The following is an 18410-nucleotide window of genomic DNA, read 5'->3' on the forward strand; positions in this document are numbered from 1 at the left end:
CTGACCCCTCGCCCTGAGCCGCGTGCTCGGATCCGCTCACCTGCGCCCTGAGACCTGCTCTGCTCTGCTCTGCTCTGCGACGGGCTCGCACCGCGCCTCACGCGGGCGGGAGCGTCACCCGCCAGTTGATCATCGTCCCCGGCTCGAGCGAGATCGCATCGACCCAGCCCTGATGACGACGTGCCCGGCTCGACATGTTGGCCAGACCGCTGCGGCGGCTCACCGAGGGATCGATGCCGCGCCCGTTGTCGGAGACCGCCACCTGCACCACCCGATCCACGCCCTCGCTGAAGAGCGTCACCGAGACCGCGACGGCGCTCGCGTGCGCGTGCCGGGCGGCGTTCGCGAGTGCCTCGCGGACCACTGCGACCACGTCCTCCGCGATCTCCTCGGGCACCTCGGCATCCATCGCGGCGACGTTGCGCGGCAGGCGCAGGGCGGGGGCGAAGCCCAGACCGGCCGTGGCGAGGCCCGTCTCGTGGCGCAGCCGCTCGCTGAGCGTCGCCTCGCTGCGCTCGCGGCGCAGGGACTGGACGATCTGGCGGATCTGCGCGACCGCGTTCTCGACGCCCAGCAGCGACGACTCGACGCTGCGGCGGATCGACGCGTTGGAGACCGCTCCGGCCGCCTCGTCGAGCGCGGACGTCAGGCCCTCGAGCTCCATCCCGACGGCGAACAGCTCCTGGATCGCCAGGTCGTGCAGGTCCCTCGCGATCCGACGGCGCTCGTCGTCGAGGTCCTGTTCGGCGGTGCCGCGTCGGTCGTCGAGCGCGAGGGAGACCAGCAGCGCGAGGGGCTCGAGCGCACGACGCGCATCCTTCGCGATGCCACCCGCGCTGATCGCGAGCAGGGCGCCCGGACCCTGGTCGCCCGCCTCGACGATCTCCGCCCGTGCGTGCCACGTCCGGCCCTCGAGGGTGAGCTCGTCGACAGCACCGACCGCATCCGGGTCGCCGCTGACCAGGGCGGCATGCAGCGCCGAGCCCGGATCCGGTGCAGCGCCCAGCAGCAGCGACGCCTCCCGTCCCTGTGCGACCTCGACGCTCCACTCGCCGCGGCGCTGGGGCAGCACGAGCGCCGCGGCGTCGGCGCCGGTGCGCGGCGGCACCGCACGGACCAGGAGGTCGAGTAGGTCTTCGACGTCCCCGCCGGCGGCGACGGCGGCGGCGAGCTCGTGCAGGCTCGCCTCGGCCGGTCGGGGAGAGGTGGGCGTGCGGCCGGTCATCGCGGGCTCCCGGGCTCGTCGGTGCGGGACTCGGCGCGCACCAGCTCGTGCCCGCCACCGGGCAGGATACGCAGGACATGGGTGCCGTCGGGGATCGCCTCGACCCGGTGGGTGACGATCACGGCGCTCGCGCCGACGGGCAGCAGGGACCCGTCGGCGGGGTCCAGGAGCCGGCGCAGGAGGTCGTCGCCACGCGCCGCATCGAGATGCTCGGTGGGCTCGTCCAGCAGGGTGATCGGCGCGGCGCGGACCACGGCGCGCGCCAGCAGCAGCCGTCGCCGCTCGCCGCCGGAGATCGTGGTGCCGTCGGGCCCGAGCATCGAGTCCAGACCGCGGGGGAGCGACTCCACCCAGTCCTCGAGGCCGACGGCGCGCAGGGCGGCCTCGCACTCCTGCGCGCTGACATCGCCGCGCGCGACCCGCAGGTTCTCCCGCACGGTGGTCGCGAACACGTGCGCATCCTCCAGCAGGGCGATCACCTGGGCGCGGACCTCGGCCTCGGACATCGTCGGCAGGTTCCGGCCGCCCAGGCGGACGCTCCCGGAGACGGGGTCGAGGAGGCCGGCCAGGGTCTGCAGGAGCGTGGTCTTGCCGACGCCCGAGCCACCGATCACGGCGATCCGCTCCCCGGGGGAGAGCTCGAGATCCAGATCCTCCACCCGCACGGCGCCGGGTCCGAAGCCGGCGCCGAGTCCGTGCGCCGTGAGGCGCAGGGGAGCGGTCTGCGCACGTGCGTCCGTGCTCTCCGTTCCCGCGGCGCCGTCGGGAACGCCGGAGGCAATGCCCGCCGGGGTGGGGGATGCCGCGTCCGGGCCGACGGCCTCGTCGAGGCGGGCGGCGGCGGCGCGCGTGCGAGCCAGCTGGGCGGCCGCGGCGGGCAGCGCGGTGACGGCCTCGAAGCTGCTCAGGGGCAGCAGGACGAGCATGCCGATCGCGCCGGCTCCGGCGCCCCCGTGCAGCCAGGCCGCGCCCGCGGCGAGGACGGAGCCGAGGACCGCGAGGATCATCACCGCCGGGACCGACGCCGAGGCCAGCGCCGAGGGCAGGGCCGCGCGGTCGATCGCGGCGTCGTGGGCGCGCTGCGCCCGCGCGAGCTCCTCCAGGCGCTCCTCGAGACGGTTCTGCACCCGCAGCGCGGTCGCATCATCGAGGATGCCCAGTCCGCTCGCGGTGAGATCGGATCGGGTCTCGACGACGGCCGTCTCCGTGAGCCGCGCCGCCCGGTGGGCAGCGAGCGGGGCGAGGATCCCGGCCAGCGCGAGCGAGAGAAGCATGCATGCGGCGGCCGGCAGGCTGAGCGGCGCGATCGTCACCACGACCACCACCGTCATCACCGCGGCCACCAGACCCGGCACGACCGCGCGGATCACGAGGTCCCCGAGCTCCTGGGCGTCATCGCCCAGGCGGGCGAGCAGGTCGCCGCGGCGCATCCTGCTGAGGGCATCGCCCCGGCGGCGGGCGAGGGCGGTGTAGAGGTTCGTGCGCAGGGAGACGACGCCGCGCAGCGCGACGTCGTGGGTGAGCATGCGGTCCAGCCAGCGGAAGACGCCGCGGGAGATCCCGAGCGCGCGCACCGCGACCACCGCCACCGTGAGATCCAGGACGTTGGGCATCGTCCAGGCGGTCGTCACCAGCCAGGCGGCGACCGCCGCGAGGGCGAAGGAGGAGGCGAGGGTAGCGGCCGCCGCGAGGACGGCGGCGAGCATCCGGGAGCGGGGGATCTCGAGGAGGCCGATGATCCGCCGCAGGGCCGAGGACCGCGCCCGCGGCGTGGTCCGGGTGCTGGTCGCGCTCATCGTCCGCCCCCTTCGGCGCCTCGGGCGTCGCCTGGGCGCAGCTGCGTGACCTCGTCGGCCGCCTCGAGCAGCCGTGAGCGGTGGGCGACCAGCACCACGGTGCGGCCGTCGGCCCGCAGGGCGCGCACGAGGTCGAGGACGAGATCCTCGGTGGCGCCGTCCAGGTGGGCCGTCGGCTCGTCGAGGACCACGAGCGGTGCAGGGGCCAGCAGCGCCCGCGCGAGGGCGAGGCGCTGGCGCTCTCCCAGGGAGAGCCCGGTGCCGCCGCGGCCGACCTCGGCCTCCCAGCCGCGCGTCGCGATGACATCGTCCAGGCCCGCGGCGCGCGCCGCCCACTCGAGGTCCCCGGGAGACGCGGCATCGAGCGGCGCCGCCTCGGCGAGCACCTCGCGGAGGGTGCCGGTGGGCAGCACGGGACGCTGGGGCAGCAGCATCGTCTGCGACCACAGCGAGTCCCGGCGCAGCTCCGGCACGGGCGTGGCGTTCCCGTCGGCCGCGACCACCTCGGCGCAGCCCTCGTCGGGCTCGAGAAGGCCGAGCATGACCTGCAGCGCGGTGGTCTTGCCGCTGCCGCTCGCCCCGGCGATCGCGTGCACGGTGCCGGGGCGCACGGTGAGGCTCGCGCGGTGCGGGGCGAAGCCGTCGCGGGACCTCACGCCCACCCCGTCCAGGCGCAGCGTCGCGGAGCGCAGATCCGGGCAGGTCAGGGTGCCGTCGGCCGGGACCTCCTCGCCGAGCACCTCGAAGGCGGCGGAGACCGCCGCGACGCCATCGGTCGAGGCATGGAACTGAGCACCCACCTGGCGCAGCGGCAGGTACACCTCGGGGATCAGCACGAGCACCGCGAGGGCGGGGGCGAGCTCCATGTCCCCGTAGACCAGGCGCAGACCGATCGCGACGGCGACCAGCGCGACGCACAGCGTGCCCAGCAGCTCGAGGACCATCGAGGACAGGAAGGCGAAGCGCAGGGAGCCCATGGTGGAGCGGCGGTGCCGCTCGCCCAGGTCGCGCACCATCTTCTCCGGGCCGCGCTCGCGGCCCAGAGCGCGCAGCGTGGGAAGCCCGTCGACGAGATCGAGCAGCTGCGACCAGAGCGTGCGCGTGTCCGCCAGCAGCGCCTCGGAGCGGCCCACCGTGAGCTTGCCGATGAGGATCATGAACAGAGGCACGAGCGGAAGCGTGATGACGGCGATCCCCGCGCTGGTGGGATCCAGCAGCAGGATCGTCAGCAGCGTGAGCGGGGTGACGGTCGCAGTGAGCAGGAGCTGGGGCACGTAGCCGACGAGGTAGGGGCGCAGCTTCTCCAGGCCCGTCGTCGCCAGGGTGGTGAGGTCCGCACCGCGCCCCGCCCCCGCGCGCGGTCCCAGGCGCGCGGCGTGGCCGATGAGGCGCGCGCGCAGGTCGGCGATCGCCGCCGTGGCCGCGCGGTGGGCGGTGCGCTGCTCGAGGAGGACGGCGAGGGCGCGGACACCGAGGGCGATCACCAGGCCGGCGAGCAGGCCGGGGGACTCCCATGGCGGGTGGTGGTCCACGAGCAGCCCCGCGCCGAGGCGGGCGAGCAGCAGCGCGGTCGCGATGACAGCGCCGGCCTGCACGAGCCCGAGCGCGGCGGTCCGCAGCACGTGGCGGCGGGCGGCGGTGACCTCGCGCAGCAGCCGCGGGTCCAGCGGGGGCCTACGCTCGCCGGAGCGCCGGCCACTCGCCAGATTCCCGCCCGTCGGATCTCCGCTCGTCGGATCCCCGCTCGTCGCGGGCGCCCCGGCGGCCCGGTCCTCGGTCTCGTCCGCGGCGGACGGACGCGGGGAGGACGCGGTCGGGGTCGACGCCGGTGCTGCGTGGTCCATGGCCGATCGGGTCACTCCTGCTCGAAGGCCTGCCGGTACCCGCGGCGGGCCCTGGCGAGCAGGGACTCCGGGGCGTCGGACCCATCGCCGGTCACCGGATGGCGGAACACCCAGTACGCCCAGATCGTGTAGGCGATCACGCACGGCAGCAGCACGCACGCGGCGATCAGCATCACCGTGAGGGTGTGCGGGGACGAGGAGGCGTTCGCGACCGTCAGCGATTGGGCCGCATCGTTCGCGGCGGGCATCACGAACGGGAAGAGTCCCGCGAACAGCTGCACGCCGGCGGCGGCGATCGCGATCGCGCTCGCGATGAAGGCGAGTCCGTCGCGGCGCGCACGGTTCGTCGCGATCACCGCGACCAGGGCGAGCGCGGCGACGGCGAGCGGGATCCAGGTGAGCGCTGTGTGGGACACGGTCAGCTGCGCCCAGATCAGGTAGACGGCGCCCAGCACGGTCGTGGGCCAGATCGTGCGCCCCGCGAGGGTGCGGGCGTCCGCGCGCAGCGGGTCGCCCGTGCGCAGCACCAGGTACAGCGAGCCGTGGGTCCAGAACAGCATCACGAACACGAGCCCACCCAGCACGGCGAACGGGGTGAGCAGGCCCAGCACGGAGGTCGTCACCCACTTGTTCTCGTCGATCGCGACGCCCGCGACGATGTTCGAGAAGGCGACGCCCCACAGGAACGAGGGGAGCAGCGCGGTGATCGTGTGGACGACGTCCCAGGAGGTGCGCCAGCGACGGCCCTCGAGCTTGTCCCGCCACTTGAAGGCGCACACGCGCAGGATCAGCGAGAGCAGGATGACCAGCAGCGGGATGTAGAACCCGGAGAACAGCGTCGCGTACCACTCGGGGAAGGCCGCGAACAGGGAGGCGCCGGCGGTGATCAGCCAGACCTGGTTGCCGTCCCAGATCGGGCCGATGGTCGAGAGCATCGTGCCGCGGCGCTCGCTGTCGCCGCGACCCAGGACGCCCAGGTTCATCTCGACGCCGAAGTCGAAGCCCTCGAGCACGAAGTAGACGGCGAACATGAACGCGATGAGGCAGAACCACGCGGTCTGCACGGCGGTGGGGTCGGTGAGGACGGGATCCATGGCTCCGTGTCTCCCTCAGTACTCGAAGGACAGGGTGGGGGTGTCCAGCTGCTGCGTCTCGGGGTCGCGCCGAGGCAGGGGTATGCCCTTGAGCGCGGCCTTGCGCATGAGGTGGAACCAGATCACGGCGAGCACCGTGTAGAGCAGGGCGAAGGAGGTGAGCGAGGTGATCACCATCCAGGCGGGATTGCCCGACACCCCCTGCATCGTCATCAGGAACACCGTGGGGTCGTCCGGATTGGGGACCACCACCCAGGGCTGTCGGCCCATCTCGGTGAAGACCCAGCCGGCGGCGTTCGCGAAGAACGGCATCGGGATCGACAGCACGGCGAACCACTTGAAGACCTGCGAGCCGGAGGTGCGCGCCTTCTCGCCCCGCCCGCGGGTGATCCACAGCGCCCAGAAGGCGAGGACCGCGCTGAAGACGGCCAGGCCGATCATCAGGCGGAACGACCAGAAGGTGACGAACAGGTTGGGCCGGTAGTCGGCGGCGTGCTGCTCGCCGTGCACGTCGGTGACGGTGGTGCCGTAGGTCTCGAGATCCTTCGCCTGCAGCTCGTCGACGCCCTGCAGCGTCGCGTCGAAGGTGTGCGTGGCCAGGAACGAGGTCACGTAGGGGACCTGGATGACGTGGGTGACGTCCCCGCAGTCCTGGTGGAAGGCCTGGGGTCCGCCGACGGTGAGGATCGAGAACGACGCCCCGGTCTCCGTCTCGCAGAGCGCTTCGGCCGAGGCCATCTTCATCGGCTGCTGCTTGAACATGATCTGGCCCTGCTGGTCGCCCGTGACGAACAGGCCCAGGCCGGCGATGAACAGAGCGATCACGCCGAAGCGGACGGCGGGGCGGAAGATCGTGCGCGCCTGCTGGTCGTGCGCGCGGCCCTCGTCGGTGGTCAGGCCTGCGGTGCGGGCGCGGTTGTGGTGGGTGACCATGTGCCACGAGGCGACGCCGGTGACGAAGGCGGCGGCGACCAGCAGGGCGCCGAAGATGATGTGCGGGAAGGCCACGAGGGTGGTGATGTTCGTGAGGATCGCCCACAGCCCGCCCTTGTCGGGATCGAGCTCCGCGCGGCCCGTCTCGGGGTTGATCGAGGCGCCCACCGGGTGCTGCATGAAGGAGTTCGCGGCCACGATGAAGTAGGCGGAGGCCATGGTGCCGAAGGAGACGCACCAGATGGTCAGCAGGTGCACCTTCTCGGCCAGGCGGCCCCAGCCGAAGATCCACAGTCCCAGGAACACCGACTCCATGAAGAAGGCGACGAGGCCCTCGAGGGCCAGCGGTGCGCCGAACACGTCGCCCACGAACCGCGAGTACTCCGACCAGTTCATGCCGAACTGGAACTCCTGGAGGATGCCGGTGGCGATGCCGATGCCGAAGTTCACGATCAGCATCGAGCCGAAGAACTTCGTCAGACGGGTCCAGGCGTCCTTGGCGATCGGGCTGCGCGAGCGCATGGAGATCGTCTGCATGACGGCGACCAGGAAGGACAGGCCGATCGTGAGCGGGACGAAGAGGAAGTGGTAGACGGTCATCGAGCCGAACTGCCACCGAGCGATGTCGAGGGCTTCCATGGGTCCTGTCCTCCGTGGGGCGAGGGGACGGCGCGGCACGCGAGTGCGCCGCGTTCACGCTCAGCGTAGGACCCGGGGGAGCGGGCGCAGAGGGACGATGGTCCTGCCGCCGGCGGGGATCCGAGCGGGATCCGCCGAAGCTGCCCAGAGCCGTCCCGAGCCCGTCCGGGCACCTCGGGCCCCCTCGCTCCGAACCCTTCGCACGCGTCTCACGGGTGCGCGGGTCCCCGGGAGGGGCGCTCGCCTGTGCCATACTGCCGGGAGCGCTCTTCCTCCGCGTACCCGGAGGGGGAACCTCCTCGGGGCCGACCAGCCATGCACCGATACCGCGCACAGCGCGATCGAGATGCATCGAGCGGCCGACATCGCAGCGCTCCTGACCTGGAGCCGCGCGCCGGAGAGGGCGAACGACTTCCGTCCGCATGGACGATGACCGAAGGGCCCGGGGTGCGTCGGTCCCTCTATGAGGAGCAGCCCCATGGCTGAGGACATCAGCACCCCCGACACGTCGGCGTCGCAGGAGACGCCCAGCACCACGAGCGGAACGGGGAGGGCGAAGCGTCCGCGCCGCCGCGCCGGATCCCCGGTCGGCGCGCCGCAGCACCAGGAGACGGCGCCCGAGCCCGACGCTCCCCAGCGGCACACCACCGTCGCCGCCCAGCAGACTCCGACGAGCGAGCCGGCCCCCGCACCGGCCGAGAAGCCCGCGACCACGCGCCGACGCCGCGCCGCCGGCGCCCCCGCCGGCCCGCCCGCCGCGCCGACCACCGCCGCCGAGCCCGTCGAGGCCGCCGACGAGCGGACCGCGGCAGCTGATGCCGCTGGGACTCCCGTCGTCGAGACCGCCGCGGCCGAGACGCCCGCCGAGCCCGCGCCCGAGACGGCCCCTGCGGCCGACGCCGCGGACGACACCGATGCCGCGGACGAGACCGACGACGCCGCCAGCACGGAGGTCGAGCCCGAGGACTCCGATGACGCCGAGGACTCGGAGCAGCCCAGCGGCGTCGCCGCGGACCTGCAGGCTCTCGCCGAGAACCGCCCGCACGAGCCGAAGCGGGCCGTGCGCGAGCAGACCCAGATCGATTTCGCCTCGCTCATCTTCCAGGCGCCCACGCCCGAGAAGCGCACCACGGTGCCCGAGCAGCGCGCCGGCCACGACGACGAGGACCACGAGTCCGGCAGTGCGGAGCTGTCCTTCGGCACCGCCTCCCGCGGTTCGCGCCGCCGCCGCGCCACCCGGCCCCAGAGCGAGGCGGTGCTCCCCGAGCAGGGGCACGCGCCCGCGGACGACGAGGACGCCGCGGAGGCCGACGAGACAGAGGCGAGCACGGACGAGCAGGCGCAGGAGGAGCAGGGCGGCCGCGGCCGCGGCTCCCGCGGGCGCCGCTCCTCGAGCCGTCTACGCCGCGGCTCCTCCCGGGGCGAGGCCTCCGAGGACGAGTCGGGCGAGGAGAACCGCCCGGACTCCGGCGAGGACCGCCGCGCCCGGCGCGATGACGCCCGCGACGACGCCGACGCGGATGCGAGCGGCGCGGACGAGGAGAACGAGGGCAGCGGCGAGGAGGAGGACGGCCAGACCTCCGGCTCCTCGCGTCGCCGCCGTCGCCGGGGCGGCCGTGGTCGCCGCGGACGCGGACGGGGCGAGGACTCCGCCGATCGCGAGGACGAGGACTCCCGCGACGGCGACGAGCGCTCCGAGGACTCCTCCGACGACGCCTCCGAGCACGCGAAGAAGGAGAAGAAGGACAAGCAGGACTCGTCGGCGGACGACTCCGAGAGCCGCGACGCGCAGGACGGCGAGGACCAGGGCAAGGACGAGGACGGCTCCTCGGGCGGGTCGAGCTCGCGCCGTCGTCGCCGTCGTCGCCGCTCCGGGTCCTCGTCGGGCTCGGAGAGCGGCTCTTCCTCCGATGATCCGCCGAACACCGTCGTCAAGGTCCGCGAGGCCCGTGACGAGGTCAAGGCCGTCAAGGGGTCGACCCGCCTGGAGGCCAAGAAGCAGCGCCGCCGCGAGGGCCGCGACCAGGGCCGCCGCCGCAGCGTGATCACCGAGGCCGAGTTCCTCGCCCGCCGCGAGTCCGTCAAGCGCTCCATGGTGGTGCGCGAGCGCAAGGGCAGCACCCAGATCGCGGTGCTCGAGGACGACATCCTCGTCGAGCACTACGTCGCCCAGAAGTCGCACACCTCGATGGTCGGCAACGTGTACCTGGGCAAGGTCCAGAACGTGCTGCCGTCGATGGAGGCGGCCTTCGTCGACATCGGCAAGGGCCGCAACGCCGTGCTGTACGCGGGCGAGGTCAACTGGGACGCCGCCGGCCTCGAGGGCCAGCCCCGCCGCATCGAGCTCGCGCTCTCCAGCGGCGACCCGGTGCTGGTGCAGGTCACCAAGGACCCGATCGGTCACAAGGGTGCGCGGCTGACCAGCCAGATCTCCCTGCCCGGCCGCTACGTGGTCTTCGTGCCGGGCGGTTCGATGACCGGCATCTCCCGCAAGCTGCCCGACGCCGAGCGCTCGCGGCTGAAGAAGATCATGAAGCAGGTCATCCCCGAGGACGCGGGCGTCATCGTGCGCACCGCCTCCGAGGGGGCGAGCGAGGAGGAGCTCACCCGCGACGTCGAGCGCCTGCGCAAGCAGTGGGACAGGATCCAGAAGGCGCAGAAGTCGAAGTCCGCTCCCGCCTCCCTCTCGCAGGAGCCCGACCTCGCCATCAAGGTGGTCCGCGACGTCTTCAATGAGGACTTCACCTCGCTGATCGTCGAGGGCGAGAGCGTCCACTCGGACGTGCACGAGTACGTCTCCGACGTCGCCCCCGACCTGCTCGAGCGCGTGACCAAGCACGTGGGCGAGAAGGACGTCTTCGCCAAGCACCGCATCGACGAGCAGCTGCTGAAGGCCATGGACCGCAAGGTCTACCTGCCGTCGGGCGGCTCCCTGGTCATCGACCGCACCGAGGCGATGACCGTGATCGACGTGAACACCGGCAAGTTCACCGGTGCCGGCGGGTCCCTCGAGGAGACCGTCACCAAGAACAACATCGAGGCGGCCGAGGAGATCGTCCGCCAGCTGCGCCTGCGCGACATCGGCGGGATCATCGTCATCGACTTCATCGACATGGTGCTCGAGGCCAACCGCGACCTCGTGCTGCGCCGCCTCGTGGAGTGCCTGGGCCGGGACCGCACCAAGCACCAGGTCGCCGAGGTCACCTCGCTGGGCCTCGTGCAGATGACCCGCAAGCGCGTGGGCGCGGGGCTCGTCGAGACCTTCTCGACGACCTGCGAGGCCTGCGCGGGCCGCGGCATGATCGTGGACCTCGACGGTGTGGACACCGGCCATCAGCACCACGGCGGCCAGGGCTCCCAGGACGACGACTCCTCGAAGGGCGGCCGCCGCCGCAAGGGCAAGTCCAAGGGCGGCAGCGGGAACGGCGGGAACAGCGGGAACGGGAGCGGCGCGAACGGCTCCGGCGGCGGGAACGGCGGCTCGGGCCGCGGATCCCAGAGCGCCCAGGAGGCCGTCGAGGAGCTCACCGCCTCCACCGACGTGCACCGTCTCGAGTCGGACAGCGCCTCGCGGGCCCTCGCCCGCGCGACCATCGCCTCGATCGCCGCGGCCACGGGCACCAAGGAGGAGGACCCCGAGGTCGTCGTCGACGGCGAGGCCGTGACGGTGGAGGCCGAGGCCGCGCAGGCCGACAGTGACACGCCGCAGCAGGCGACCGAGGTCACCCCCGATGCCGCGGACGGGTCCGCGAGCGCCGAGGCGCGCGACGACAGCGCCGCCGACGCGTGATGAGTTCCACAGGGTCTCAGCGATGAAATCGCAGGTCGGACCGGTCATGAGCCTTGACCGGTCCGGCCGGGCCTCGTAGGCTGTCCCTCGGCGCAGAACGCGTCGATCGTCGTTCCCGGCCGCTCGGTCGGCGGAGCTGCGACCCTCGCGGGTCGCGCACCCGGCCCGGACGTCACCCGCCCAGCTCTCCGCCCCGGAGCGCCGGAGGCGGTGCGGCGGGAGACGACGACCCAGTACGAACCAAGATGGAGCAGTGACGTGGTGTACGCAATCGTCCGCGCAGGCGGTCGTCAGGAGAAGGTGTCGGTCGGCGACACCATCGTGATCAACCGCGTCGCCGGCGAGCCGGGCCAGAGCGTCGACTTCACGCCCGTGCTGCTCGTCGACGGCGACTCGGTGACCTCGGCCAAGGGTGACCTCGACAAGGTCACCGTCTCGGCGGAGAAGGTCGAGGACCTCCGTGGTCCGAAGATCCGCATCCTCAAGTACAAGAACAAGACGGGCTACAAGAAGCGCCAGGGTCACCGCCAGGAGCTGACCCGTCTGAAGATCACGGGCATCGCCTGAGCGTCGCCCTTCCAGGCTGAACGAGAGAAGGTTCTTCCCATGGCACACAAGAAGGGCGCGAGCTCCTCGAAGAACGGTCGCGACTCGAACGCGCAGCGCCTCGGCGTCAAGCGCTTCGGCGGCCAGCAGGTCGGCGCGGGCGAGATCATCCTGCGCCAGCGCGGCACCCACATCCACCCCGGTGCGGGTGTGGGCCGCGGCAACGACGACACGCTGTTCGCGCTCAGCGCGGGCACCGTGGAGTTCGGCCGCAAGCGCGACCGCAACGTCGTCAACGTGATCGCCGGCGCCTGAGACCTCGGTCCCGGCGCGGCGCGCACAGCGCGACGCAGCACATACCCTCGTGAAGGGGCGGAGCACCTGCTCCGCCCCTTCACGCTTTTCCCCGCAGCACCATCCCGCCGTCCGCAGGAGAGACCCATGGCCACCTTCGTCGATCGCGTCGTCCTGCACGTCACCGGCGGTGACGGCGGGCACGGCTCCGCCTCCATCCGCCGCGAGAAGTTCAAGCCGCTCGCCGGGCCCGACGGGGCCAACGGCGGCCGCGGCGGCGACGTGGTCCTCGAGGTCGACCCGTCGACGACGACGCTGCTGAGCTATCACCACAAGCCCCACCAGCGTGCGAGCTCGGGCGACTTCGGCAAGGGCGACATGCGCCACGGCTCCCGCGGCGAGGACCTGATCCTCCGCGTGCCCGACGGCACCGTCGTCGCCGACAAGGACGGGAACGTGCTCGTCGACATGGTCGGCACCGGGACCCGCTTCGTTGCCGCCCGCGGCGGACAGGGCGGCCTCGGCAACGCGGCGCTCGCCTCCCCGAAGCGCAAGGCGCCCGGCTTCGCCCTGCTCGGCGAGCCCGGCCAGGAGCGGAGCCTCGTGCTCGAGCTCAAGAGCGTCGCGGACGTCGCCCTCGTGGGCTACCCGAGCGCCGGCAAGAGCTCCCTGATCGCCGCGATGAGCGCCGCGCGGCCCAAGATCGCCGACTACCCCTTCACCACCCTGGTGCCGAACCTGGGCGTCGTCGAGGCGGGGGAGCATCGCTTCACCGTCGCCGACGTGCCCGGGCTGATCCCGGGCGCGAGCAGCGGCAAGGGCCTGGGGCTGGACTTCCTGCGCCACATCGAGCGCTGCCATGTGATCGTCCATGTGCTCGACGCCGCCGCGCTCGAGTCCGACCGCGACCCCGTGAAGGACCTGGAGACCATCGAGGGCGAGCTCGCCGCCTACGCGGGCCGCCTCGACGAGGAGGCCGAGGACCGCACGCCGCTCATGGAGCGCCCCACCGTGGTCGTCCTGAACAAGACCGACGTGCCCGACGGCGCCGACATGGCCGACCTCGTGCGCGACCGTCTCGCCGAGCGCGGCGTGCCGGTGTTCGAGGTCAGCGCCGTCTCCCGCAGCGGACTGCGAGAGCTCGGATTCGCCCTCGCCGAGCTCGTCGAGGAGGCCCGCGCCCGGCTTCCCGAGCCGGAGGCCGCGCCCATCGTCCTCACCCCGCGCGCCGTCGGCGTCAAGGAGTTCGAGGTCGTCACCGAGCAGTACGACGGGGACAAGGCGTACCGGGTCGTCGGCGACAAGCCCGAGCGCTGGGTGCGCCAGACCGACTTCTCGAACGACGAGGCCGTCGGCTACCTCGCGGACCGCCTCGCCACCCTCGGCGTCGAGGACCAGCTCTACAAGGTCGGCGCCGTCGCAGGCAGCACCGTGGTCATCGGTCCTGGACAGGACGCCGTGGTCTTCGACTGGGAGCCCACAATGGTGGGCGGGGCCGAGATGCTCGGCCGCCGCGGCACGGACCGCCGTGTCGAGGACAACCACCGACCGACTCGTGACGAGAAGCGCGAGGACCAGAAGGCCCGCGTCGCCGCCCGCATGGATCGCCTGGCAGCGATGGAGGAGGAGCGCCGCGCCGGGCACTGGGCCGATCCCGCGATCGACGACCAGGAGGACTGACCATGGCCACCGTGACCGACGAACCGCACCAGCCGGCGCGACTGCAGGCGCGCACCGACATCCCCGGACCCCGTCGGGCGGTGGTGAAGATCGGCTCCTCGAGCCTCACCCGCGACGACGGGCATCTCGACGAGACCGGGCTGCGGATCATCGCCGACCGGATCGCCGGACTGCTCGAGGACGGCTGGGACGTCGTCATCATCTCCTCGGGCGCGATCGCCGCGTCGCTGCGCCCCCTGGGCCTCGATGCGCGGCCGACCGACGTCCCCTCCCAGCAGGCCGCCGCGAGCGTCGGCCAGGCGCTGCTGGCCACGGCCTGGTCCGCGGCCTTCGGCGCGCACGGCCGGATCACCGGGCAGGTGCTGCTCACCGAGGCCGACGTCATCCGGCGCGAGACGTACGGCAGCGTCCGCACCGCCCTCGAGGCGATGCTGGGCCTCGGCATCATCCCGATCATCAACGAGAACGACACCACCGCCACCCACGAGATCCGCTTCGGGGACAACGACCGCCTCGCCGCGCTCGTCTCCCAGCTGCTGGGCGCCGACCTGCTGGTGCTGCTCACCGACGTCGACGGGCTCTATACGAAGAACCCGGCAGAGCCGGACGCCGAGCGCCTCAGCGTGGTCGAGGACTTCGCGGCGCTGACGGACGTGAAGGTGGGCTCGGTGGGCTCCTCCGTCGGGACCGGCGGCATGGTCACCAAGCTCGACGCCGCCCACCACGCCGCGAGCACCGGCACCGCGACGCTGCTCACCGCCGCCGAGAACTTCGGGCGCGGCGTCTCGGGCGAGGACGTGGGCACGTTCTTCCCCGCTCAGCAGGGCCGTCGCCGCTCCCGCCTGGTGTGGCTGCGATACGCGACCCGCGGCGCGGGGACCCTCGTGGTCGACAAGGGCGCGGCCGATGCGCTGCGCTCCCGCCGCCGCTCCCTGCTCGCCGTGGGCATCGCCGAGGTCGACGGCGCGTTCCCCGCGGGCGTCCCGGTGGACATCGCGGCGCCTGACGGCGAGGTGATCGCCCGCGGCCTGGTCACCTACTCGAGCGAGGACCTGCGCGCGATGGCGGGGCTCACCACGAAGGAGCTGCGCGACCGCATGGGCGACCGCTACGGCCGCTCCGTGGTGCACCGCGACGACATGGTGCTGATCACCTCTCCCGTCGCGGACGCCACCGGCTCCGCCGAGTGAGCTGGGGAACAGCTCCGCCGAGTGAGCGGGGGAACCGGCTTCGCCGAGTGAGCGGCGGCCGGCGGACGTCGGCCCCTTCGAGGCGTTCAGTGCTGCGTAATGGTCGTTATGAGCGCTCATAACGACCATTACGCAGCACTCTCGGAGGCCAGGACGAGCGCAGCACTCTCGGAGGCCAGGACGAGTGCAGCACCCTCAGCCGCCGGAGGTGCGCAGCGCTGTCAGCCGCCGGGCAGCTCCTCGCCCTCGCGCGGGTAGCTGGTCTGCGCCCCCTCCCGCGTCACCGATGCGGCGGAGACCCGTGTGGCGAAGCGGGCGGCGTCGACGAGGGACGAGCCATCCGCCAGCCGCACCGCGAGGGATCCGACGAAGGCGTCCCCGGCCCCCGTGGTGTCCACCGCGCGAACCGTCACGGCGGGCACCTGCACGAGCGACCAGGCCGCGTCGGACCGCGGATCGTCGTCGGCTCCTGAGCCTCCGACCAGGGCGCCCTCGGCTCCGAGCGTGATCACGAGGCTGTTGATACCGGCCGTGCGCAGGGCGTGGGCGAGGTCCTCCGGAGCGGGGGAGGAGCCTGCGTCGTCCTCGAGCAGATCGAGGACGAGCGCCGCCTCGTGCTCGTTCACCACGAGCGGGTCCGCACGCAGCAGCACGTCGCGGTCGAGCTCGAGCACCGGAGCGGGGTTCAGGATCAGGCGTCCGCGCGTGCCGTGGGCAGCCTCCTCGATCCCATCGCGCGGGATCTCCCCCTGCAGGACGACGACCCCGGCGCCGGCGATGAGGTCACTCCTCTCGCGCACCCGCGCGGCGTTCATGCTCGCGTTCGCGCCGGGCACCACGACGATCGTGTTCTCGCCGTCGTCGGAGACGGTGACGACGGCGAGGCCCGTCGGCCCCTCCTCGGTGCGCACCGCGGAGAGGTCCGCGCCGCTCGAGGAGAGTACGGAGAGGGCATCGGACGCCATGGCGTCATCGCCGACCGCACCCACCATCGCGACCGCTCCGCCCTGGAGCGCGGCGGCTGCCGCCTGGTTGGCGCCCTTGCCGCCCGGGCGCACCTCACCGCCCGTGCCGTGCAGCGTCTCGCCGGGCTGCGGATGGCGGGCGACGCGCGTGGAGAGGTCCGCGTTGATCGAGCCGACCACCACGATCCGCGGGTCCGAAGACTCCGGCGCGGTCGACACGGACCCGGAAGGCGAGCGCCGGGACGGAGAGGGCCCGGGCGAGGATGGCGCCGAAGCGGACGGCGCGGGCGCAGGGGAGTGGGAGTCGGAGTGCATGCTCCGATTCTGTCCCATCAGCGCTGCCTGCTCCGCAGCTCGCGGCAACCCCGGGCCCAGGACGTCGCGGACCCGGGACCTCGGGCTGAGCAGCCCTGTCCTCAGGACCCCTGGCCCGTGCGCTCCTCCTCGAGCACGTCCTTCAGCACGGTCGCCTCACTGATGTCGTCGCGCTTCGACGCGGTGAGGAGCGTGAGGTCCCCCTTCGCCGCGAAGCCGCGCAGCTCGTCGAGGGCCTCCGCGCGCTCGGGCTCGTCGAGCTCCGCGCGGTAGCGGTCGGCGAATTCCTCCCACTTCTCCGGGTCGTGCTGGTACCACTTCCGCAGGTCGGTCGACGGAGCGACGCCCTTGCACCAGCTCGTGAGGTCCGCCCGCTCCTTGCTCACGCCGCGCGGCCAGATGCGATCCACGAGCACCCGCGCGCCCTCGGACCGCTCGGAATTGTCGTAGACGCGTCGGACCCGGATCGTGGTCATCGTGGACTCCTTCCGACGGGGCCGTGCCGACGGTGCCATGTCGATGGTGCCCGGTCGACGGTGCTGTGCCGACGGGTCTGCGCCGGTGCTCGCGACCGTAGCACCGCAGAACGTGACTCCGCCCACGCCTCCTCGCGTCCAGAAGGGGGACGGACCTGCCTGCGGGACGCGCCTCGCGCCTACTGTGGAGGGATGGACGAGACGACTTCGACGCCCACGCCCACCTCTGCTCCCGCTCCCGGCACGCCCGCCCCCGGCGCCGCGGCCGACGTCGAGGAGGCGGTGCTCGTCGCCGCCCGTCGCGCCAAGGACGCCCAGCCCGCGCTCGCTACCCTCACCCGTGAGCGCAAGGATCAGGTGCTGCGCTCCATGGCCGACGCCCTCGTCGCGCGCGCCGCCGAGATCGTGCAGGCCAACGCCCAGGACATCTCCGAGGCCGACGCCGCGGGCATCGAGGCGGGCCTGCGCGACCGCCTCCTCCTGGACGAGGACCGCGTCGCGACCATCGCCCAGCAGCTGCGCGACGCCGCCGCCCTTCCCGACCCGATCGGAGAGGTGGTCCGCGGCGGACTGCTCGCCAACGGTCTCGAGCTGCGCGAGGTCCGCGTGCCCCTCGGCGTGATCGGCATGATCTACGAGGCCCGCCCGAACGTCACCGTCGACGCCGCCGGGCTCTCGCTCAAGGCCGGCAGCGCCGTGGTGCTGCGCGGCGGCTCCGCCGCGCTGCACTCGAACACGGCCCTGATCGCCGTGCTGCGCGACGTCCTGGAGGAGCAGGGTCTCCCGCGGGATCTCGTCGTCGGCATCGACGAGCACGGGCGCGCCGGGGCCGACGTCCTCATGCGCGCCCGCGGCCTGGTCGACGTGCTCATCCCGCGCGGCGGCGCCGGCCTGATCCGACGCGTCGTCGAGAACGCGAAGGTCCCGGTGATCGAGACCGGCACGGGCACCACGCACGTGTTCATCGACGCGAGCGCCGACCTCGCCAAGGCCGCTGCGATCGTCGAGAACGCGAAGACCCAGCGCATCGGCGTGTGCAACGCCCTGGAGACGCTGCTCGTCCACCGCGACGTCGCCGAGGAGGCTCTCGCCGCGATCACGGAGGTCCTCGCCCCGCACGGCGTCACCCTCCATGCGGACGACGCGGCCCGCGCGATCCTCACCCGCGACGACGCCGGCGACGCCCCGGCGGTGCTGCCCGTGGTCCCCGCGACCGAGGACGACTGGGCCGCCGAGTACCTCTCGCTCGATCTCGCGGTGCGTGTGGTCGACGATGTCGAGGCGGCCATCGCCCATATCCGCCGCTGGTCCTCCGGTCACACGGAGTCGATCATCACGTCGGATCTCGCCTCGCAGCGGCTGTTCACGACGGCCGTCGACTCGGCCGTGGTGATGGTGAACTCCTCGACCCGCTTCTCCGACGGCGCCGAGTTCGGCTTCGGCGCGGAGATCGGCATCTCCACGCAGAAGCTCCACGCCCGCGGGCCGATGGGCCTGCAGGAGATCACCTCCACCAAGTGGATCGTCATCGGCGACGGGCACGTGAAGCCCTGAGGACCAGCTTGAGAAACCGCGCACGACCCGGCCGCGCTCGGGTCCGGGGAGCGCTCGGCTATGGGATGA

At 72.8% G+C, this 18410-nt stretch carries 13 protein-coding genes; 6 read left to right on the top strand and 7 right to left on the bottom strand.

The window, feature by feature from the left end; genetic code table 11:
• Positions 1 to 97 precede the first annotated feature (97 nt).
• The 5 genes from ACFQ53_RS08250 to ACFQ53_RS08270 are packed head-to-tail and all read right to left on the bottom strand — an operon-like array spanning position 98 to position 7531.
• Positions 98 to 1225 (bottom strand): sensor histidine kinase, encoded by a 1128-nt coding sequence (locus ACFQ53_RS08250; protein ID WP_377857959.1) that lies wholly within the window; start codon positions 1223 to 1225, stop codon positions 98 to 100.
• Positions 1222 to 3021 (bottom strand): thiol reductant ABC exporter subunit CydC, encoded by a 1800-nt coding sequence (gene cydC, locus ACFQ53_RS08255; protein WP_377857962.1) that lies wholly within the window; start codon positions 3019 to 3021, stop codon positions 1222 to 1224. Before cydC ends, ACFQ53_RS08250 begins: the two co-directional genes overlap by 4 nt.
• Positions 3018 to 4865, bottom strand: a complete 1848-nt coding sequence (gene cydD / locus ACFQ53_RS08260; protein WP_377857964.1) for a thiol reductant ABC exporter subunit CydD — start codon at positions 4863 to 4865, stop codon at positions 3018 to 3020. Before cydD ends, cydC begins: the two co-directional genes overlap by 4 nt.
• Before the next feature lie 11 nt (positions 4866 to 4876).
• The gene (gene cydB, locus ACFQ53_RS08265; RefSeq protein WP_377857966.1) at positions 4877 to 5959 is read right to left on the bottom strand and encodes a cytochrome d ubiquinol oxidase subunit II; all 1083 of its coding nucleotides are present in this window, start codon (positions 5957 to 5959) and stop codon (positions 4877 to 4879) included.
• A gap of 15 nt (positions 5960 to 5974) precedes the next feature.
• Positions 5975 to 7531, bottom strand: a complete 1557-nt coding sequence (locus ACFQ53_RS08270; protein WP_377857969.1) for a cytochrome ubiquinol oxidase subunit I — start codon at positions 7529 to 7531, stop codon at positions 5975 to 5977.
• Positions 7532 to 8009: 478 nt separating this feature from the next.
• Here ACFQ53_RS08270 and ACFQ53_RS08275 point away from each other — a divergent pair, with 478 nt between their 5' ends.
• The 5 genes from ACFQ53_RS08275 to proB all read left to right on the top strand — a co-directional run bounded on the left by ACFQ53_RS08275 (position 8010) and on the right by proB (position 15031).
• Positions 8010 to 11321 (top strand): Rne/Rng family ribonuclease, encoded by a 3312-nt coding sequence (locus tag ACFQ53_RS08275; RefSeq protein WP_377857972.1) that lies wholly within the window; start codon positions 8010 to 8012, stop codon positions 11319 to 11321.
• A gap of 258 nt (positions 11322 to 11579) precedes the next feature.
• The gene (gene rplU, locus ACFQ53_RS08280) at positions 11580 to 11888 is read left to right on the top strand and encodes a 50S ribosomal protein L21 (protein WP_152352808.1); all 309 of its coding nucleotides are present in this window, start codon (positions 11580 to 11582) and stop codon (positions 11886 to 11888) included.
• Between the two features lie 39 nt (positions 11889 to 11927).
• A complete protein-coding gene (rpmA, locus tag ACFQ53_RS08285) occupies positions 11928 to 12182 on the top strand; it encodes a 50S ribosomal protein L27 (protein WP_152352809.1) in 255 nt (84 codons plus the stop codon).
• A gap of 126 nt (positions 12183 to 12308) precedes the next feature.
• On the top strand, positions 12309 to 13841 hold the full coding sequence (gene obgE, locus ACFQ53_RS08290; protein ID WP_377857977.1) for a GTPase ObgE: 1533 nt from the start codon (positions 12309 to 12311) through the stop codon (positions 13839 to 13841).
• Positions 13842 to 13843: 2 nt separating this feature from the next.
• The gene (gene proB, locus ACFQ53_RS08295) at positions 13844 to 15031 is read left to right on the top strand and encodes a glutamate 5-kinase (protein WP_249479567.1); all 1188 of its coding nucleotides are present in this window, start codon (positions 13844 to 13846) and stop codon (positions 15029 to 15031) included.
• A gap of 221 nt (positions 15032 to 15252) precedes the next feature.
• On the opposite strand, the gene ACFQ53_RS08300 is transcribed toward proB, so the two are convergent.
• Positions 15253 to 16215 carry a ribokinase gene (locus ACFQ53_RS08300; RefSeq protein ID WP_377857981.1) on the bottom strand — a complete coding sequence of 321 codons (963 nt, stop codon included), beginning with the start codon at positions 16213 to 16215 and terminating at the stop codon, positions 15253 to 15255.
• A gap of 197 nt (positions 16216 to 16412) precedes the next feature.
• Positions 16413 to 16787, bottom strand: a complete 375-nt coding sequence (locus ACFQ53_RS08305; protein WP_377857985.1) for a DUF488 domain-containing protein — start codon at positions 16785 to 16787, stop codon at positions 16413 to 16415.
• Between the two features lie 192 nt (positions 16788 to 16979).
• Here ACFQ53_RS08305 and ACFQ53_RS08310 point away from each other — a divergent pair, with 192 nt between their 5' ends.
• Positions 16980 to 18341: a glutamate-5-semialdehyde dehydrogenase gene (locus ACFQ53_RS08310; RefSeq protein WP_377857988.1), complete on the top strand. Its 1362-nt coding sequence runs from the start codon at positions 16980 to 16982 to the stop codon at positions 18339 to 18341.
• The last annotated feature ends 69 nt before the right edge of the window (positions 18342 to 18410 follow it).

Origin of the sequence: Brachybacterium sp. NPDC056505 (assembly GCF_042794925.1) — a bacterium.
Taxonomy (GTDB): Bacteria; Actinomycetota; Actinomycetes; order Actinomycetales; family Dermabacteraceae; genus Brachybacterium; species Brachybacterium kimchii.